Raw genomic sequence first — 15,475 nt, 5'->3', positions numbered from 1 at the left:
GGTGAGGGTCTCGTCGTGTCAGGGGCGACGCTCGCTCGCCTGGGGCCCGGATGCCAGGGCCAGACCGATCAGAGCCTGCAGCACCGCACCGACGACCATGGCGACCAGCACCGGGCCCCACTCGCCGCCCGCGCCGTACCAGGCGCCCGCCGCCAGCGGTCCGATGGTGGAGATGGCGTAGCCGACGCCCTGCGCGACGCCGGACACGCGCGTGGCCTCGGCAGCCCCCGAACCCGAGCGGGCGATCAGCGCGAGGGTCAGCGGGAAGGCCGCCATGCCCGTTCCGATCAGCACGCTCCACAGCTCGGGAGCCGAGGTCGGCGCCAGCCACAGTCCCAGCAGGCCGGCCGCGGAGCCGGCGGACACCCCGGCCACGCCGACGCGGACCCCGCGCAGCGTGTGCGCCATGCTCACCGCGATCAGGCCGGCCGGGATGCTGACGACGATCACGATGCCGAGCAGCACGCCCGCACGGGCGGGGCTGATCCCCGCATCCACGGCTATCGTCGGCAGCCACCCCATCACGATGAAGGCGAGCAGCGCCTGCAGCGCGAAGAAGCCGGTGAGCGGCCAGGTGCCCCGCGGCAGCGGCGGACGCGACGACGAGGTGGGTGCGCTCAGCGCCGCGTCGACGTCGTGACCGCGCGAGGCGGCGATCCAGACGCCGAAGGCGAGCACGGCGAACACGGCCCACGCTCCGAGGCCGAGCGTCGCCGAGCCGAGCGCGTGCGCGATCGGCACCCCTGCTGCGGCGCCGATCGCGCTCGATGCGGAGAGCACGGTCGTGTACGCGGTCGTCACCGAGCGCATGCGGCTGCCGCTCGTCGCCCGCACGAGGGCGGGGAGCATGACGTTCACGACCGCGATGCCGGCCATCGCGAGCATCGTCCCGCCGACGATCGCGACCGGGTGCGGAACGAAGCGCGCCAGCATCCCCACGGCGACCGCCCCCATCGCCCAGGTGACGGCCGCCGCTGCGCCGATCCGCCGACTCAGCCATGGCGTGACGACCCCGCCGATGGCGAACATGGCGGTCGGCACGGCGGGGACGACGATCGCGGCCTGCGGCGTCAGCGCGCCCTCGTCGAGGAGCAGGGGCAGCAGCACCGACGCCGTCGTGACCGCGAGGCGCAGGTTGACGGCGAGCAGCAGCAGCGCGGTCAGCATGAGCGCGAACGCGCGACGAGAGGACGGTGTCACCTGTCCATTGAATGCGGCGGCCACCGACGGCGCCAATCGGTTTCGGTGCGCGGAGCCGCCAGCGGGAAGCGGAGCCGCCTGGCGGCTTATTCCGTCCAGATGTCCTTCTGGTCGTCCGGCACCGTGTCGCCCTGCGGGACGACGAGCACGGATCGGTGCTGGCGGTGTGCCAGTCGGGCCGCGACGGAGCCGGTGAAGAACTCGCGGATCGACTCGCCCAGACCGCGCTTGCGGGTGCCGACCACGATCAGCTGGGCATCGAGCTTCTCTGCCAGCTGCTTGATCGCCAGGGCCGGGTCGCCGACCAGCTGGCGTGCCGTCCACGGCACGTCCACGTCGGCGAGAGCCTGCTCGGCCGCCCGCTGCACGTCCTCGAACTCGGCGGCGCCGGCGTCGAGGTTGAGGTCGATCGGAGCGGAGTGCACGTAGCCGTCCGGATCCTCGTACGTGACGAAGCGCGTCACGTCGACGTGCACGACGACGAGGGGGGCGCTCAGCAGCCGCGCGTAGCGCAGCGCCTCGTCCAGGACGTGCGGTGGCTGACCCGGCTGGATGCCGACGATCACCGCTTTCTGCAGTGCCGCGTTCTGTGCCGCTTCCTCAGCTGCTCGGGGCGTGGAATCCGTCATGTCGATCCTTCCGCAGGGCGGCCGCAGGACGGCCGGATGCTCTGGCGTGCGTGCTATCCTGAATGCTACTCTTACCGGCTTCACGCCGGTGCCGTGAATATCATCGGGCCCGTCACGAGCCCGCTGCTGAACTCGTATAAGGGGGTCTCGCGCATGGGCCGTGGCCGTCAGAAGGCGAAGCACACCAAGATCGCCCGCGAACTCAAGTCGTACAGTCCCGACGTGAACTTCTCTGCGCTGGAGAGTGAGCTCGGGCACCCGACGTCAGACGACCAGTACGTCGACAAGTGGGCCGACTTGTACGCGGACGAAGACGAAGAAGAGCTCGAGCGAGCCTGACCTCGACTCGCGCAGGAACCCTGGCGACCGGCATACGCCGCGTCGGCCAGGGTTTCGTCGTCGTTCGGGCCGGAGGACCGGTGCTCACCAGCGTCCGTGCCGGCGCTCCCACTCGTCCTCGACCGTGACGCGGCGACCCGCGACGAGTCCGGCGGGGAAGGTGAGCACGAGCACGGCGGCGACGGCGATGAGCGGGATGCTCCAGCCGCCGGTCGCGTCGTGCAGGATTCCGACGAGCGCCGGGAAGATCGCGGCGAGCACGTAGCCGGCGCTCTGCACGAAGCTCGACAGCAGCACCGCGCTCTCGGGGGTGCGGGTGCGGATGCTGATCAGCACGAGCGCCAGCGGGAAGAGCAGCCCGACCAGGCCGAACAGGGTCATCCAGAGCCAGAGCAGCTCGGGCACCGGTGCGAGCATGATGCCCAGCAGCCCGGCGAGAGCCGAGAGCGACCCGAACACGAACAGCGGCCGCGTGGCCTGGAACCGCACGACCAGCACGGGCACGATGAGCGACGCGGGCAGGCCGATGAACGCCCACAGCGACAGCAGGAAGCCGGCGGTCGCGGCATCCACCCCTGCGGTGTCGATGAGGATCGACGGCAGCCATGCGAACGACACGTACGCCATCGTCGACGAGGTGCCGAAGGTCATCGCCAGCGCCCACACCAGAGGGATCCGCGCGAGACGGGCGAACAGACGTCGGTTGCTCGGCGCGGTGGCGATCGGTCCCGTGGCGGAGAAGACGGTGTCCTCATCCGCGGAGTCGGACGCCGGCGTCGCGGCGGCGGCCGGAGCGCCGGGACGGAGCATCATGACCAGCCAGGGGATCACTCCGGCGAAGGCGAAGGCAGCCCACATCGCCACCGAGAAGCGCCAGCCGGCAGCATCCGCCACGGGAACGGCGAGCAGCGGCGGCACGAACGTCGAGAACGCCATGGTGGCGGTGTACACCGTCATCATCAGCCCGATGCGGTCGGCGAAGTACGTCTTGACCAGCGGCGGCAGCAGGATGTTGGCCATGCCCACCCCGGCGAACACCACCGCGGTGCCCACCAGCAGGCCGATCGCGTCGACCGCGAGGCTGCGCCCGATGAGCCCCACGGTGACGGCGGTCAGGGCGATGACCGTCAGCCGCTCGATGCCCAGCCGCCGTTCGAGCATCGGGGTGAGGATGCCGAACACCGCGAAGCACGCGGGCGGCAGCGTGCCGATCACACCGAGCACGGCCGACGACACCTCGAAGTCCTCGCCGATCAGGTCGACGACGGGCGAGAGCGAGGCGACGGCAGAGCGCAGCGAGAAGGCGCAGAGCAGGATCCCGAGCACGGCCAGCACCCTGCCGCGCCAGAGCGGCCGCGGGCCGATCACGAGGTCTGCGACTGCTCTACCCAGGCGAGGTACTCGGGCGTGACGGCGCCGGTGACATACCGTCCGTCGAAGCAGCTCATGTCGAGGTCGGTCAGGTCGGTTCCCTCGATGATCGCCGCCTTCAGATCGTCGACCTCCTGATAGACGATGCGGTCGCAGCCGAGCTCCTCGGCGATCTCGGGAATGGTGCGCCCGTGCGCGATCAGCTCGTGCCTCGAGGGCATGTTGATGCCGTACACGTGCGGGTAGCGCACCGGCGGCGCCGCCGAGGCGAAGATGACCGACTTCGCTCCGGCATCCCTGGCCATCTGGATGATCTGCTGACTCGTGGTGCCGCGCACGATCGAGTCGTCGATCAGCAGCACGTTCTTGCCGCGGAACTCCGCCGACATCGCGTTGAGCTTCTGGCGCACGCTCTTCTTGCGCACCGCCTGCCCGGGCATGATGAACGTGCGACCGACATAGCGGTTCTTGTAGAAGCCCTCGCGGTACTCCTTGCCGAGCTTGCGGGCGACCTCCATCGCCGAGGGACGCGACGAGTCGGGGATCGGCATGACCACGTCGATCTCATCGAGCGGCACGTGCTTGGCGATGGTGTCGGCGAGCTTGTCGCCCATGCGCAGGCGCGACTCGTACACCGAGACGCCGTTCATCACCGAGTCGGGCCTGGCGAGGTAGACGTACTCGAACGCGCACGGCACGAGCTGCGGGTTCTCGGCGCACTGGCGGGTGAACAGCTCACCGTCGTTCGAGATGAAGATCGCCTCGCCCGGCTCGACCTCGCGCACGATCTCGTAGTCGGCGTTCTCGAGCACGAGCGATTCGCTGGTCACGACCCATTCGTCCTGGCCACCGGGGGTGCCGGCCGCACGGCGACCGAGGATGAGCGGACGGATGCCGAACGGGTCGCGGAACGCGAGCAGACCGTACCCGGCGATGATCGCGATGACCGCGTAGGCGCCCTCGACGCGGGCGTGCGTGCGCTCGACCGCCTCGAAGATGCGCTCGGGGTCCAGGTCGACGGTGGAGGTCGAGGTCTGCAGTTCGCCGGCGAGCACGTTCAGCAGCAGCTCGGTGTCGCTCGACGAGTTCAGGTGGCGGCGGTAGCGGTCGGCCATGTCGGCCGTGAGCTCACGGGTGTTGGTGAGGTTGCCGTTGTGGATGAGCACGATGCCGTACGGCGCGTTCACGTAGAAGGGCTGCATCTCCTCCTCGCTCGACGCGGTGCCCTTGGTGGCGTAGCGCACGTGCCCCAGGCCGATGGTGCCCAGCAGCGACCGCATGTCGCGGGTGCGGAACGCCTCGCGCACCATGCCCTCGGCCTTCGCCATGTGCATGACGCCGTTGGGCTCCGCGGTGGCGATGCCCGTGGCGTCCTGCCCGCGATGCTGCAGCAGCAGCAGGGCGTCGTAGATGTCCTGGTTGACCGGGCCGCCTGCGACCATTCCGACGATGCCGCACATGGGTGTTACTTCACTCCGTCCGCGTACGCGCCCACCAGGCGCACCGCTCCGCCGTCGACGCCCTTGGCGCCTTCCTCGAACCCGCCCTCCGGACGCGCACCCGTGTGCACGGTCGCGACCTGCCAGGTGGCGATGCCCTGCGCGCCGATGGCGGCGATCGCAGCTTCCGCCTTGTCGGCGGCGACGACAGCGAGGAATCCGATGCCGAGGTTCCACGTGCCCTCGGTGTCGACGATCGGGGTGCCTGCGATGTCGGCCAGCACCTGGAACACCGGGCTGGGCGTCCACGTCGAGCGGTCGACCTCGGCCCAGCTGCCCTGGGGCAGGACGCGCGCGAGATTCGCCGCGATCCCCCCGCCGGTCACGTGGCTCAGTGAGTGCACCGCTCCGGGCAGCGCCTCGAGGAGCGTCAGCAGCGGCGTCGTGTACAGCCGCGTCGGCTCGAGCAGAGCCTCGCCCCACGTGCCGCCCAGGTCGGCCGCGTTGTCTCCGTAGCCGATGCCCGCGTTCGCGACGATGTGCCGCACGAGCGAGTACCCGTTCGAGTGCAGTCCGCTCGATCCGAGCGCGATCACGGCATCGCCGTCCTGCACGAGGTGCGCGCCGAGCATGGCATCCGCCTCGACGACCCCGGTCGCCGCGCCCGCCACGTCGTAGTCGCGCGGACCCAGAAGGCCCGGATGCTCGGCCGTCTCGCCGCCGACGAGGGCGGTGCCGGTCGCCGAGCACGCCTCGGCGATGCCGCGCACGATGTCGGCGATGCGCTCGGGGACGACCTTGCCGCACGCGATGTAGTCGGTCATGAACAGCGGCTTGGCGCCGACCACGACGATGTCGTCGACCACCATCCCGACGAGGTCCTGCCCGATCGTGTCGTGCTTGTCGATGGCCTGCGCGATCGCGACCTTCGTGCCCACGCCATCGGTGCTGCTGGCCAGCAGCGGACGCCGGTAGCCGAGCAGCGCGCTGGCGTCGAACATGCCCGCGAAGCCGCCGACACCCCCGAGCACCTCGGGCCCGTGCGTCGCGCGCACGGAGGCCTTCATGAGTTCGACGGCGAGATCGCCGGCGGCGGTGTCGACACCGGCCTGAGCATAGGGATTGGTGGGGGAGTCTGCCACCAGTACAGCGTACCGGCACGCGGGGGCCCCTGCCCCCTCGTGACGAGCCGGTCGGCGCGCTCCGGCACGGTGACCTGCTAATATGGGTGGTTGCGCGACATTCCGCCGTATCTCACCGGCACAGCGCACACATCCAGGCCGGGCATGAGTGGCCGATCCGCACCGATGCGGGTTTCGGCGCCCCGATCGAATCACCGCCGGCAGCATGCTGCCCGCAGACAGACCAGAGACCATGAGCAGTACCGATACTTCCGCGCGCTCCGGCGCGCCCATTCACGACCGCGACCCTGCGGCCGACACCGAACCCGCAGAGCTGGCCTGGCGTCAGGCCGATGAAGACGTGTTCGTCGCGACGAGCCGGGGCGAGTTCGCCGGCTTCGTGACCGTCGACGACACCGCCCACGTCGTGCACGACCGCCACAGCCGCCGCATCGGCTGCTACCCCAGCCTCGCCGCGGCTCGACAGGCACTGGTGGATGCCACGCGTCCGCCCTCCCGCAGTCGCGAGCGTCTGCACCGCCGCATCCTCTCCCGTCGCCGCTGAGGCGCACCCGTCGGCGGAGCACCCGCCGGCGAGCACCCGCCGACGGAGCACCCGCCGCGACGCGGGCCGCAAGAGCCGCGCGCAAGATCATGAAGGACCCTACGATGGGGCCATGGTCGACAAGCCGCAGTGGCTGATCCGCGAAGACGCCGGCACCTCGGTGCTGGTCGCGCTCGCACTGCGGCAGCTGCTGGGCATCCGGGCCCCCGACGATCTGCCGGCGCTGCGCGGACTCGAGGTGCGCCGGCCCGACGCGACCGAGGTCGACGACGCACTCGAGAAGCAGTGGCGCGAGTACTGGGACATGACCGTCGAGCCGCGCGCGCACCGCTCGGAGGTTCCGCTGGAGCTCGTCGAGGGCTTCGACACCCTCATCGCGCTGCCGTCCACCGGCGCGGAGGATCTGCGCGACGCGATCATCCCGCACGCGCAGACCGTGCTGCACTACGCGCAGCGTGCGCACAACAGATACGTCGACTCGGTCAGCTCATCCGGCGGGTCGTACCGCGCCTACGCCAGTGCGATCGCCGAGTTCGAGCGCGAGATCGGCAGACGCGCGCACTCGTTCGAGCTGAACGTTCAGGTGCTGCCGTTCACGCAGCGCGGCATCTGGTGGATCGGCTCGCTGAGCGTCGCCGTCACCGACGGACTGCGGCGTGATGTGGTGGCGTTCGACGCGGCGATGCGACCGGTGATCGCCGAGCTCGCCTAGCTCGCCTAGAGCTGACCGTCGTCGGCGACCACGCGCTCATGCTCGACGGTGACGACGCGAGCATGCCGGCGGGCGGCGCGGTCGAGGCCGACGGCGATGATGCCGCCGAGTGCGACGCCGATCGGAACCGTCCACAGCAGCGCGAAGCCGAACACCTGTCCGGGTGGGTAGACCACGCCGAGCACGTCGGACGGCTCGTACGAGCCGAGCAGCGTCAGGATGCCCGCGACGACGATCCCCAGCACGGCGCCCGTCACCATGAAGACGCCGTAGCGCGGCACGGGGCGGATCGTCGCTTCGACGGTCGAGTGACTGGCTGTTCCGGACATGCTCCCATTCTCCCACGCGCTCGCTGTGCGCGGGCCTGCGGCCCGCGCGACTCAGGGGCGCAGCGGGAGCAGGTCGGAGAGGTCCGCACGGGTTCCCGATGCCGCCACGCGGCCGGCGGCCACGGCATCCGCCCACCGCTCGGCCCCGGTGGCAAGAGCGATCCACGTGCTCGCGTCCATCTCGACCACGTTCGGCGGTGTGCCGCGGGTGTGTCGCGGCCCCTGCACGACCTGCACGGCGCCGAACGGCGGCACCCGCACCTCGACGCTGTTGCCCGGCGCCTTCTCGTCGAGCAGCTGCAGCAGATAGCGCACCGCCATCGCCGTCACCGCGCGGGCGGCCCCGCCGGCGGCGACCGCCGCGAGCGCGTCTCGTCCTGCGGCCGTGTCGATCCTGCGTGCGGGCATGCCACCAGGCTAAGCCGCGCTCAGCGATCGCTGGGCACCGCGGGCCTAGGCTCGAGAGCGATGACCGGTTCTGTTGACGAGATGCGCGGCGCGCGCGCTGAGCTGCTCGCGGCGGCCGCCCGTGCCGACGAGTGGACGCCGCGCCTGCCGATGCCCGTCGACGACGTGTGGCCGGCATCGGTGCTGATCCTGTTCGGCCGGCTGGACAGCATCCCGGCGCGCGCCGACGACGAGACGGTGTCGGCCGACCTCGACGTGCTGCTGCAGCGTCGCTCGGCCACCCTGTCGTCGCACCCGGGGCAGGTGTCGTTCCCGGGTGGCGGGTACGAGGAGCAGGATGCCGACGCCGTCGCCACCGCGCTGCGCGAAGCGCAGGAGGAGACCGGACTCGACCCGCAGGGCGTCGAGGTGCTCGCGTCGCTGCCCGAGATCCCCCTCGCGGTGAGCAGTTTCCTGGTGACTCCGGTGCTCGCCTGGTGGCGCGAGCCGTCACGGGTCGCCGCGGTCGACCACGCCGAGACGGTCGAGGTGTTCCGCGTGCCCGTCGCCCAGCTCGTCGACCCGGCCCACCGCTTCACCGCGGTGCTGCGGCGGGACGGCCACACCTACCGCGGACCGGCGTTCGACGTGGACGGCACGATCGTGTGGGGCTTCACGGCCGGCATCCTCGACGCGCTGTTCCAGGCGACCGGCTGGGCGCAGCCCTGGGATCGAGCCGTCGAGCGACCCGTCTCCGTCTGACCCGGCGCCGTCCGACTCGTGTCCGCTCCTGAGCCGCGTCATGGTCTGAGTCGGGCGAGGCCGCGCCGGTAGGCTGGCCGCATGAAGATCCTCGTCCTCGGCTCGGGCGCGCGCGAGCACGCGATCATCCTCTCCCTGCGGTCCGAAGCGGACGATCACGAGATCTTCGCCGCCCCCGGCAACGCCGGAATCGCGCAGGACGCCACCNNCTGCGCGAGCGCGGCATCCCGGTGTTCGGTCCCGGTCGCGCCGCCGCTCAGCTCGAGGGCTCGAAGGCGTTCGCGAAGCGGATCATGGATGCCGCGGGCGTGCCGACGGGGCGCGCGGTGCGCGCATCGGCGCAAGCAGAGGTGGAGGCCGCGTTCGATGACCTCGGCGCCCCGCACGTCGTGAAAGCCGACGGTCTGGCGGCGGGCAAGGGCGTCATCGTGACCACCGACCGCGCGGAGGCCCTGGCGCACGCCGAGCACTACCTGCCGGCCGGCCCCGTGCTGATCGAGGAGTTCCTCACCGGCCCCGAGGTGTCGCTCTTCTTCCTCAGCGACGGCGACACCGTGCGAGCGCTGAGCCCCGCGCAGGACTTCAAGCGCGCGCTCGACGGCGACGGCGGACCGAACACCGGCGGCATGGGCGCCTATTCGCCGCTGCCGTGGCTGGCCGACGACTTCGGCAGCGTCGAGGCGTTCGTCGCCGAGGTGACCGACACGGTCGCGCTGCCCGTGGTGCGTCAGCTCGACGCCGAGGGCACCCCGTTCATCGGGCTGCTCTACGCCGGACTCATCCTCACCCCCGCCGGCGTGCGCGTGATCGAATTCAACGCGCGCTTCGGCGACCCCGAGACACAGGTGGTGCTGCCGCGCCTGCGCACCCCGCTGTCCAGACTGCTTCTGGCAGCGGCATCCGGCACCCTCGAGGACGAACCGCAGCCCGAGTTCTCCTCAGACGTCGCGATCACCGTGGTGCTCGCCAGCGAGGGCTACCCCGAGGCGCCGCAGACCGGGCGGATGATCGAGGGGCTCGCCGATGCGGCATCCGTCGACGGCGTCTCGATCGTGCACGCCGCGACCGGCGCTCCCGACGCCCCGGGCGGATCACTCGTCGCGACCGGCGGGCGGGTGCTGAACGTCGTCGCGACCGGAGCGGATTTCGCGGATGCCCGGGCCAGGGCGTACGACGCGATCGGCCGCATCTCGCTCGACGGCGCTCACTACCGGCACGACATCGCGGCGCGCGTCGCGGAGTAGCAGACTCCCCCCGTCGCACACCTGTCGGCGACATGAACGGATGTCTGCGGAATCAGCTGATTCCTGCCGACATCCGTGGTTCTCGCCGACATCCGTGCGAACCGCGCGCGTCGCGGAGTAGTCGATTAGCGCGGCTTCGGGCCGGTGAGCGCGCGCAGCGCGTACAGGATCGTGGCGAGGTCGACGAACTCCTGGATGAAGGCGCCCGCCACGGCAGGGATCAGGCCGGTCGTGGCGATGAGCATGAGGCCGACGCTGAGCACGATGCCGATCCAGATCGCCGTGTAGGCGACCTGCAGGGTGTGCCGGCCGATCTCGGTGGCACGCAGCACCGGCAGCAGCGAGTCCTTCAGCACCACGGCATCCGCCGCCTCGCCCGCGGCCGTCGATCCCCGCGCTCCCATCGCGACACCGACGTCGGCCGCGGCCAGCACGGGGGCGTCGTTCACGCCGTCGCCCACCATCAGCAGCGGGCGCGGCGCCATCTCGGCGGCGAGCGACACCTTCTGCCCCGGCAGCAGCTCGGCATGCACTTCGGTGACGCCCAGCGGCGACGCGATCGCTTCCGCCGTCGCCTCGGCGTCGCCGGTGAGCATGACGATCCGCTCGACGCCTCGCGCGCGCAGGCCGGCGACGACCGCGGCGGCCTCCGGGCGCACGGCATCCGCCAGCACCAGCGCACCCGCAAATCGTCCGTCGACCGCGACGTACGCCGCCAGCTGTCCCGACGCGAGATCGGTGCGCCGGGTGTCCGGCGCGAGCGAGGCGATGTAAGCGGGCTTGCCGACCACGACGACCCGTCCGTCGATCGTGGCCGTGACGCCGTTCGTCGCGACCTCCTCGGCGTGCGAGGCCGGCGCGAGGCGCAGTCCGCGCTCGATCGCCGCCCGCCGCACGCCCTCGGCGAGGACGTGGCTCGAGTACTGCTCGGCGGATGCCGACAGACGCAGCAGCTCATCGGCATCCATCCCCTCCGCCGCGCGCACCTCGACGAGCTCGGGCCGGCCCTGGGTCAGCGTGCCGGTCTTGTCGAACGCCGCCGAGCGCACCCGCGCGAGCTGCTCGATGACGCCACCGCCCTTGACGATCACCCCCTCCTTCGCCGAGCGCGACAGGCCGCCCAGGAAGGCCACCGGGGCGGCGATGAGCAGCGGGCACGGAGTCGCGAGCACGAGCACCTGAGCGAAGCGCAGCGGGTCGCCGGCGATCCACCAGGCGACGCCGGCGATCAGCAGCGAGACCAGCGTGAAGGGCACGGCGAACCGGTCGGCCAGGCGCACCGTGGGCGCCTTGCTCTGCTGCGCCTCGTGCACCAGCGCGATGATCTGCTGATACTGACTGTCTGCACTGCGGCGCAGGGCGCGGACGCGCACGGCGTTCGAGCCGTTCACGACCCCCGAGAGCACCTCCTCGGCGGCTACGCGCGAGACGGGCAGGCTCTCCCCGGTCAGCGACGACTCGTCGAAGCTCGCACGTTCGCTGAGCAGCACGGCATCGACCGGGACGATCTCGGACGGTCGCACCAGCAGCTCCATGTCGGGCACGACCTCGCCGACGGGGACGTCGCGCGTCGACGCGTCGGTGCCGTTCTCGACGACATGCGCCGTCTGCGGCGAGCGGTCGAGCAGGGCGGTCAGGTCGCGGGCCGCCCGGCGTGATGCGTAGTCTTCGAGCGCCTCTCCTCCGGACAGCATCAGCACGATGACGAGTGAAGCGATGTACTCGCCGACCAGCAGGGTGGCGACCATGGCGATGAGGGCGAGGATGTCGAGGCCGAAATGCGCGCGCAGGATGTCGCGCACCATGTCCCAGGCGGTGATCGCGATCACCACTCCGACGGCGACGGTCGCGATCCAGCGGCCCGCGTCGTGCAGGCCGGCGAGCGAGAGCAGCGTCACGGCGATGGTGGCGAGCACGCCTCCGGCGAGCAGGGGGTACAGCCGTGCGAGTCGCAGAAGCCTCATGGTCACACTCTGCCCGACATCCCGCAGAATGCGCGGGTCTGTCGGCGCGCGGACCGAGGACGGATGTCGGTCGATTGCACGGATGTCGCCGAGATCAAGCCGTTCCGACCGATACCCGTGGTTTTCGCCGACATCCGTCCCGGATGCGTCAGAGGGCGATCCAGTGCCGGCGCAAGCGGTTGCCGGATGCCTCGGCACCCGGTTCGTCGATGACATCCTCGAGCTCGCCGCCGGCGCTCTCGATGGTGCGGTAGGAGCCGACGTTCGTGTCGTCGCAGGAGAGCATGACGCGGTCGTACCCGGCCGCGCGCGCCCGGTCGAGCACGAGACCGAGTGCGGCGCGGGCGATGCCCTGTCGACGACGCGACGGGCGCACCGAGTAGCCGATGTGCCCACCGTGCTGTCGCAGCCACGCGTTCAGCTCGCGCCGGAAGGCGATGAAGCCGACGACCTCGCCGTCGTCGAGGATCCAGAAGTAGTCGCAGGCGACGTGCCCCTCAGGCAGCGTGGCCGCCGGGTCGGCATAGAGCTCAGCCCTCTCGACCGACGCGTCGCATGCAGCCCGATCGGCTGCCCGGCCACGCTCGAGACCGGCCCCGTCGATGTGCACGTCACCGAATTCTCCGACTGTCTTCGACCACGAGTCGAAGAGCGTCAGGGACGGGGATGCCAGCGAGATCGTCATCCTGCCATCCCATCACGTGTGGGCGGCGCCTTCAGCCGCGGCGCACGAAGTACCAGTTCGCCGCGAACCAGCTGATCACCAGCGCGAAGTAGAGCGCGATGGCCGTCCAGCGCGAGACCGGGTCGGTGTCGACGACCGCGTGCACGACCAGCTGCACCGTGCACAGCACGAGCGCGACGACCCCGACGGCGGCGAGTCCCTTCGTGGCCGCCGTGCGGTCGCGCTCGTCGGCGTACTCCAGCGCGTTCACGCGCTCGAGATCGCCTGACGTGCCGCGCCGGGCGAATATCGCGCCGAGCGCACCGCCGATCGCGCCTACCAGCAGCGCCACCGCCGCGATCGTCTGACCGAGCACGAAGCAGACCAGCGCACCCACCGCGCACACCGCCACCAGGACGGTGTTGGTGCGCGACATGGGCCAGCGGCGGCGGGCCGGTTCGACTGCAGCATCGTCACGAGTCGACATCGAAGACCTCCTCAACGGTCGAGCCGAAATGCCGAGCCAGGTGCACGGCGAGCGCGAGTGAGGGGTCGTACCGGCCGGTCTCGATCGCGTTGATGGTCTGGCGGGAGACACCGACCGCGGTGGCGAGCGCCTGCTGGGAGAGACCACGTGCGGTTCTCAGCTCTTTGACCCTGCTCTGCACGCTTCAAACGTAGGCGACCGCCGCGATGATGTAAAGCCGACTTGACAGATCAGAACAATGTCAAGCATGCTTGTCATGTCAAACACGCTTTACACCCTCAGGAGACCACCATGCAGGACGCACTCGTCGACTTCACCCAGTCCCTTCCCCTGTGGCTGCAATGGGCGGGAGTGATGCTCGCCGCGGCGATCCCTTTCATCGAGTCCTACTTCGGCACGCTCATCGGTGCGATCGCGGGGGTGCCGCTCCCGATCGCCGTGCTCGCCGCCGTCGTCGGCAACGTGATCTCCATGCTGGTCTTCGTCTTCATCGCCGCCGCCGCCCGGCAGAAGGTGCTCGCCCGACGGGGTGCGGATGCCGCGACGGATGCCCCCTCGCCGCGACGCGAGAAGGTGAAGCGCATGTTCGACCGGTTCGGTGTTCCCGGGGTCAGCCTGCTCGGTCAGACCGTGCTGCCGAGCCAGATCACCTCGGGGATGATGGTGTCGTTCGGCGCGAGCCGCAACGCGGTGATCGTCTGGCAGATCATCTCGATCATCATCTGGGCGATCATCTTCGCACTCATCGGCCAGGCGGGCATCGCCCTCTTCCGCTGAGTCGGATGCACGGCGCGCCCCGGCGCCGCCACGTCAGTGCTCGGGCTGCGCCTCATCCACCCGGTGGCGCCGGAGGAAGAGTGCGGCGATGAGTGCGATGCCCAGCACGCAGGCCGGCAGCAGCATCGCCTGCGCCATGCCTGCCGAGAAGCCCTCCGCGATCTGCAGGGGCATCTCGCCGTCACCGGCGAGGCCCGCAGGAGCCTCGGACAGTCCCGGCAGGTTCGCCTCGAGGCGGGACTGCATGAAGGCGGCGATGGCGGCCGAGCCGACCACCGATCCGATCGTGCGGGTGGTGTTGTAGATGCCCGCGCCGGCACCCGCCTGGCGCATCGGCAGGTTGCGGGTCGCGGTGGTGGCCAGCGGTCCCCACATGCCCGCGTTGCCGATGCCGAGCACGGCCGACGGCAGCAGGAACATCCAGGTCGGGGTGTCCATGTTCATCAGCGCCGCGTTCCACAGCTGCCCGCCGGCGACGCACAGCAGGCCGGGGATGAGGATCCACCGCGGGTCGATCCGGTCGAGCAGCTTGCCGGCGGCCGGTGCGAGAGCACCCGAGAGCACGGCCATCGGGATCATCAGCAGCGCCGCCTGAGTGGGAGACAGGCCGCGCGCGAGCTGCAGGAAGAACATGAACGGCAGCGACATGCCCGTCACCGCGAAGCCGACGACCGCGATCGCCGCATTCGCGCCGGAGAAGTTGCGGTCCCGGAACAGCTCCAGCGGCACCAGCGGCTCGGTCTTGGTCATCGCCTGCTGCACGATGAACAGCACCAGCACGATCACTCCCGCGATGATCAGACCCCACACCGAGATGGGCCCCGCGATCGTGCCCCAGTCGTACGCCTCACCCTCCTGCAGTCCGAACACGATGAGGAACAGCGCGAGCGCGCTGAGCACGACGCCGACGAGATCGAAGCGATGCGGATGCGTGTCGAGCTTCGGCACGAGCATCCACGCCAGCACGAATCCGACGATGCCGACCGGGATGTTGATGAAGAAGATCGCCTCCCACCCGAAGGCGTCGACCAGCACGCCGCCCAGCAGCGGGCCCACCAGCGTGGCGACGCCCGCCGTCGCGCCCCACAGCCCCATCGCCGCGCCTCGGCGCTGCGGCGGGAAGGTGCGGGTGATGACGGCCATCGTCTGCGGCGTCATGAAGGCCGCGCCCAGTCCCTGTGCGGCTCGGGCGGCGATGAGCCCGTCGAGGGTCGTCGACAGTCCGCACCAGAGGGATGCCAGGGTGAAGACGGCCAGTCCGATCAGGTAGATGTTCTTCGGCCCGAACCGGTCGCCGAGGCGACCGGTGATCAGCAGCGGAACGGCGTAGGCCAGCAGATACGCGCTCGTCACCCACACGACGTTGTCGAGGTTGTTGGTGTCGGGATCGAGCGCCGCCTTGATCGCCGGGTTGGCCACCGAGACGATCGTCGTGTCGACGAGCAGCATGAAGAAGCCGATGACCAGCGCCCACAGCGCGGGCCA

Annotated in this window: 18 protein-coding genes and 1 pseudogene; 7 read left to right on the top strand and 12 right to left on the bottom strand. The window is 70.6% G+C overall.

Translation table 11 applies throughout. The features are described from left to right. Positions 1 to 18: 18 nt before the first annotated feature. Positions 19 to 1,200, bottom strand: coding sequence for an MFS transporter (locus BFN01_RS05005; RefSeq protein WP_143187162.1), 1,182 nt, complete (start codon positions 1,198 to 1,200; stop codon positions 19 to 21). 86 nt (positions 1,201 to 1,286) lie between these two features. Further along, on the bottom strand, positions 1,287 to 1,829 hold the full coding sequence (locus tag BFN01_RS05000; RefSeq protein ID WP_071642197.1) for a universal stress protein: 543 nt from the start codon (positions 1,827 to 1,829) through the stop codon (positions 1,287 to 1,289). Between the two features lie 153 nt (positions 1,830 to 1,982). On the opposite strand from BFN01_RS05000, the gene BFN01_RS04995 reads away from it, so the two are divergent. Further along, positions 1,983 to 2,168 carry a DUF3073 domain-containing protein gene (locus BFN01_RS04995; RefSeq protein ID WP_071642212.1) on the top strand — a complete coding sequence of 62 codons (186 nt, stop codon included), beginning with the start codon at positions 1,983 to 1,985 and terminating at the stop codon, positions 2,166 to 2,168. An 84-nt stretch (positions 2,169 to 2,252) separates the two neighbouring features. Here the strand turns inward: BFN01_RS04995 and BFN01_RS04990 are convergent, their stop codons facing one another. The 3 genes from BFN01_RS04990 to purM are packed head-to-tail and all read right to left on the bottom strand — an operon-like array spanning position 2,253 to position 6,120. Next, complete coding sequence (locus BFN01_RS04990; protein ID WP_143187161.1) at positions 2,253 to 3,536, bottom strand: MFS transporter; 1,284 nt, start codon at positions 3,534 to 3,536, stop codon at positions 2,253 to 2,255. Then, on the bottom strand, positions 3,533 to 4,999 hold the full coding sequence (purF, locus tag BFN01_RS04985; protein ID WP_071642195.1) for an amidophosphoribosyltransferase: 1,467 nt from the start codon (positions 4,997 to 4,999) through the stop codon (positions 3,533 to 3,535). Before purF ends, BFN01_RS04990 begins: the two co-directional genes overlap by 4 nt. 5 nt (positions 5,000 to 5,004) lie before the next feature. Continuing rightward, positions 5,005 to 6,120, bottom strand: coding sequence for a phosphoribosylformylglycinamidine cyclo-ligase (gene purM, locus BFN01_RS04980; RefSeq protein ID WP_071642194.1), 1,116 nt, complete (start codon positions 6,118 to 6,120; stop codon positions 5,005 to 5,007). Positions 6,121 to 6,352: 232 nt separating this feature from the next. Between purM and BFN01_RS04975 the strand changes: the two genes are divergently transcribed. After that, a complete protein-coding gene (locus BFN01_RS04975; protein WP_143187160.1) occupies positions 6,353 to 6,664 on the top strand; it encodes a hypothetical protein in 312 nt (103 codons plus the stop codon). Positions 6,665 to 6,776: 112 nt separating this feature from the next. Then, positions 6,777 to 7,376 (top strand): zinc-binding alcohol dehydrogenase, encoded by a 600-nt coding sequence (locus BFN01_RS04970; protein WP_071642192.1) that lies wholly within the window; start codon positions 6,777 to 6,779, stop codon positions 7,374 to 7,376. 5 nt (positions 7,377 to 7,381) lie between these two features. Here BFN01_RS04970 and BFN01_RS04965 read toward each other — a convergent pair whose 3' ends face one another. Next, on the bottom strand, positions 7,382 to 7,705 hold the full coding sequence (locus tag BFN01_RS04965) for a hypothetical protein (RefSeq protein ID WP_071642191.1): 324 nt from the start codon (positions 7,703 to 7,705) through the stop codon (positions 7,382 to 7,384). Positions 7,706 to 7,756: 51 nt separating this feature from the next. Beyond that, a complete protein-coding gene (locus BFN01_RS04960; RefSeq protein ID WP_071642190.1) occupies positions 7,757 to 8,113 on the bottom strand; it encodes a sterol carrier family protein in 357 nt (118 codons plus the stop codon). A 60-nt stretch (positions 8,114 to 8,173) separates the two neighbouring features. Here BFN01_RS04960 and BFN01_RS04955 point away from each other — a divergent pair, with 60 nt between their 5' ends. The 3 genes and pseudogenes from BFN01_RS04955 to purD form a co-directional block, all read left to right on the top strand. Further along, on the top strand, positions 8,174 to 8,854 hold the full coding sequence (locus BFN01_RS04955; RefSeq protein WP_071642189.1) for a CoA pyrophosphatase: 681 nt from the start codon (positions 8,174 to 8,176) through the stop codon (positions 8,852 to 8,854). 81 nt (positions 8,855 to 8,935) lie between these two features. Further along, positions 8,936 to 9,061, top strand: a pseudogene (locus tag BFN01_RS15755) (hypothetical protein); the annotation flags it as partial. Positions 9,062 to 9,063: 2 nt separating this feature from the next. Next, positions 9,064 to 10,098 (top strand): phosphoribosylamine--glycine ligase (gene purD, locus BFN01_RS04950; protein ID WP_256221029.1); only part of this gene is annotated, 1,035 nt, incomplete at its 5' end. Between the two features lie 125 nt (positions 10,099 to 10,223). On the opposite strand, the gene BFN01_RS04945 is transcribed toward purD, so the two are convergent. The 4 genes from BFN01_RS04945 to BFN01_RS04930 all read right to left on the bottom strand — a co-directional run bounded on the left by BFN01_RS04945 (position 10,224) and on the right by BFN01_RS04930 (position 13,394). Beyond that, positions 10,224 to 12,062 (bottom strand): heavy metal translocating P-type ATPase, encoded by a 1,839-nt coding sequence (locus BFN01_RS04945; RefSeq protein ID WP_071642188.1) that lies wholly within the window; start codon positions 12,060 to 12,062, stop codon positions 10,224 to 10,226. A 148-nt stretch (positions 12,063 to 12,210) separates the two neighbouring features. Beyond that, a complete protein-coding gene (locus BFN01_RS04940) occupies positions 12,211 to 12,747 on the bottom strand; it encodes a GNAT family N-acetyltransferase (RefSeq protein WP_071642187.1) in 537 nt (178 codons plus the stop codon). A gap of 31 nt (positions 12,748 to 12,778) precedes the next feature. Next, positions 12,779 to 13,213: a hypothetical protein gene (locus BFN01_RS04935; protein ID WP_143187159.1), complete on the bottom strand. Its 435-nt coding sequence runs from the start codon at positions 13,211 to 13,213 to the stop codon at positions 12,779 to 12,781. Next, entirely contained in the window at positions 13,200 to 13,394 is a 195-nt protein-coding gene (locus BFN01_RS04930; protein WP_071642185.1) for a helix-turn-helix transcriptional regulator, read from the bottom strand. The genes BFN01_RS04935 and BFN01_RS04930 overlap by 14 nt, the downstream gene beginning before the upstream one ends. A 110-nt stretch (positions 13,395 to 13,504) precedes the next feature. On the opposite strand from BFN01_RS04930, the gene BFN01_RS04925 reads away from it, so the two are divergent. Beyond that, positions 13,505 to 13,990, top strand: coding sequence for a hypothetical protein (locus tag BFN01_RS04925; RefSeq protein WP_071642184.1), 486 nt, complete (start codon positions 13,505 to 13,507; stop codon positions 13,988 to 13,990). 33 nt (positions 13,991 to 14,023) lie between these two features. Here the strand turns inward: BFN01_RS04925 and BFN01_RS04920 are convergent. Further along, the coding region (locus BFN01_RS04920) for a DHA2 family efflux MFS transporter permease subunit (RefSeq protein ID WP_071642183.1) at positions 14,024 to 15,475 on the bottom strand (1,452 nt) is incomplete at its 5' end.

The organism is Microbacterium sp. AR7-10 (assembly GCF_001878835.1).
GTDB lineage: Bacteria > Actinomycetota > Actinomycetes > Actinomycetales > Microbacteriaceae > Microbacterium > Microbacterium commune.
This window is presented reverse-complemented; position numbering and strand designations above follow the sequence as displayed.

Excerpts from the sequence above, each read along its gene's own strand:
- BFN01_RS05000 (WP_071642197.1), bottom strand. The coding sequence starts at position 1,829 with ATGACGGATTCCACGCCCCGAGCAGCTGAGGAAGCGGCACAGAACGCG.
- BFN01_RS04970 (WP_071642192.1), top strand. The coding sequence starts at position 6,777 with ATGGTCGACAAGCCGCAGTGGCTGATCCGCGAAGACGCCGGCACCTCG.
- BFN01_RS04955 (WP_071642189.1), top strand. The coding sequence starts at position 8,174 with ATGACCGGTTCTGTTGACGAGATGCGCGGCGCGCGCGCTGAGCTGCTC.
- BFN01_RS04925 (WP_071642184.1), top strand. The coding sequence starts at position 13,505 with ATGCAGGACGCACTCGTCGACTTCACCCAGTCCCTTCCCCTGTGGCTG.
- BFN01_RS04945 (WP_071642188.1), bottom strand. The coding sequence starts at position 12,062 with ATGAGGCTTCTGCGACTCGCACGGCTGTACCCCCTGCTCGCCGGAGGC.
- BFN01_RS04960 (WP_071642190.1), bottom strand. The coding sequence starts at position 8,113 with ATGCCCGCACGCAGGATCGACACGGCCGCAGGACGAGACGCGCTCGCG.
- BFN01_RS04975 (WP_143187160.1), top strand. The coding sequence starts at position 6,353 with ATGAGCAGTACCGATACTTCCGCGCGCTCCGGCGCGCCCATTCACGAC.
- BFN01_RS04935 (WP_143187159.1), bottom strand. The coding sequence starts at position 13,213 with ATGTCGACTCGTGACGATGCTGCAGTCGAACCGGCCCGCCGCCGCTGG.
- BFN01_RS04965 (WP_071642191.1), bottom strand. The coding sequence starts at position 7,705 with ATGTCCGGAACAGCCAGTCACTCGACCGTCGAAGCGACGATCCGCCCC.
- BFN01_RS04940 (WP_071642187.1), bottom strand. The coding sequence starts at position 12,747 with ATGACGATCTCGCTGGCATCCCCGTCCCTGACGCTCTTCGACTCGTGG.
- purF (WP_071642195.1), bottom strand. The coding sequence starts at position 4,999 with ATGTGCGGCATCGTCGGAATGGTCGCAGGCGGCCCGGTCAACCAGGAC.
- BFN01_RS04995 (WP_071642212.1), top strand. The coding sequence starts at position 1,983 with ATGGGCCGTGGCCGTCAGAAGGCGAAGCACACCAAGATCGCCCGCGAA.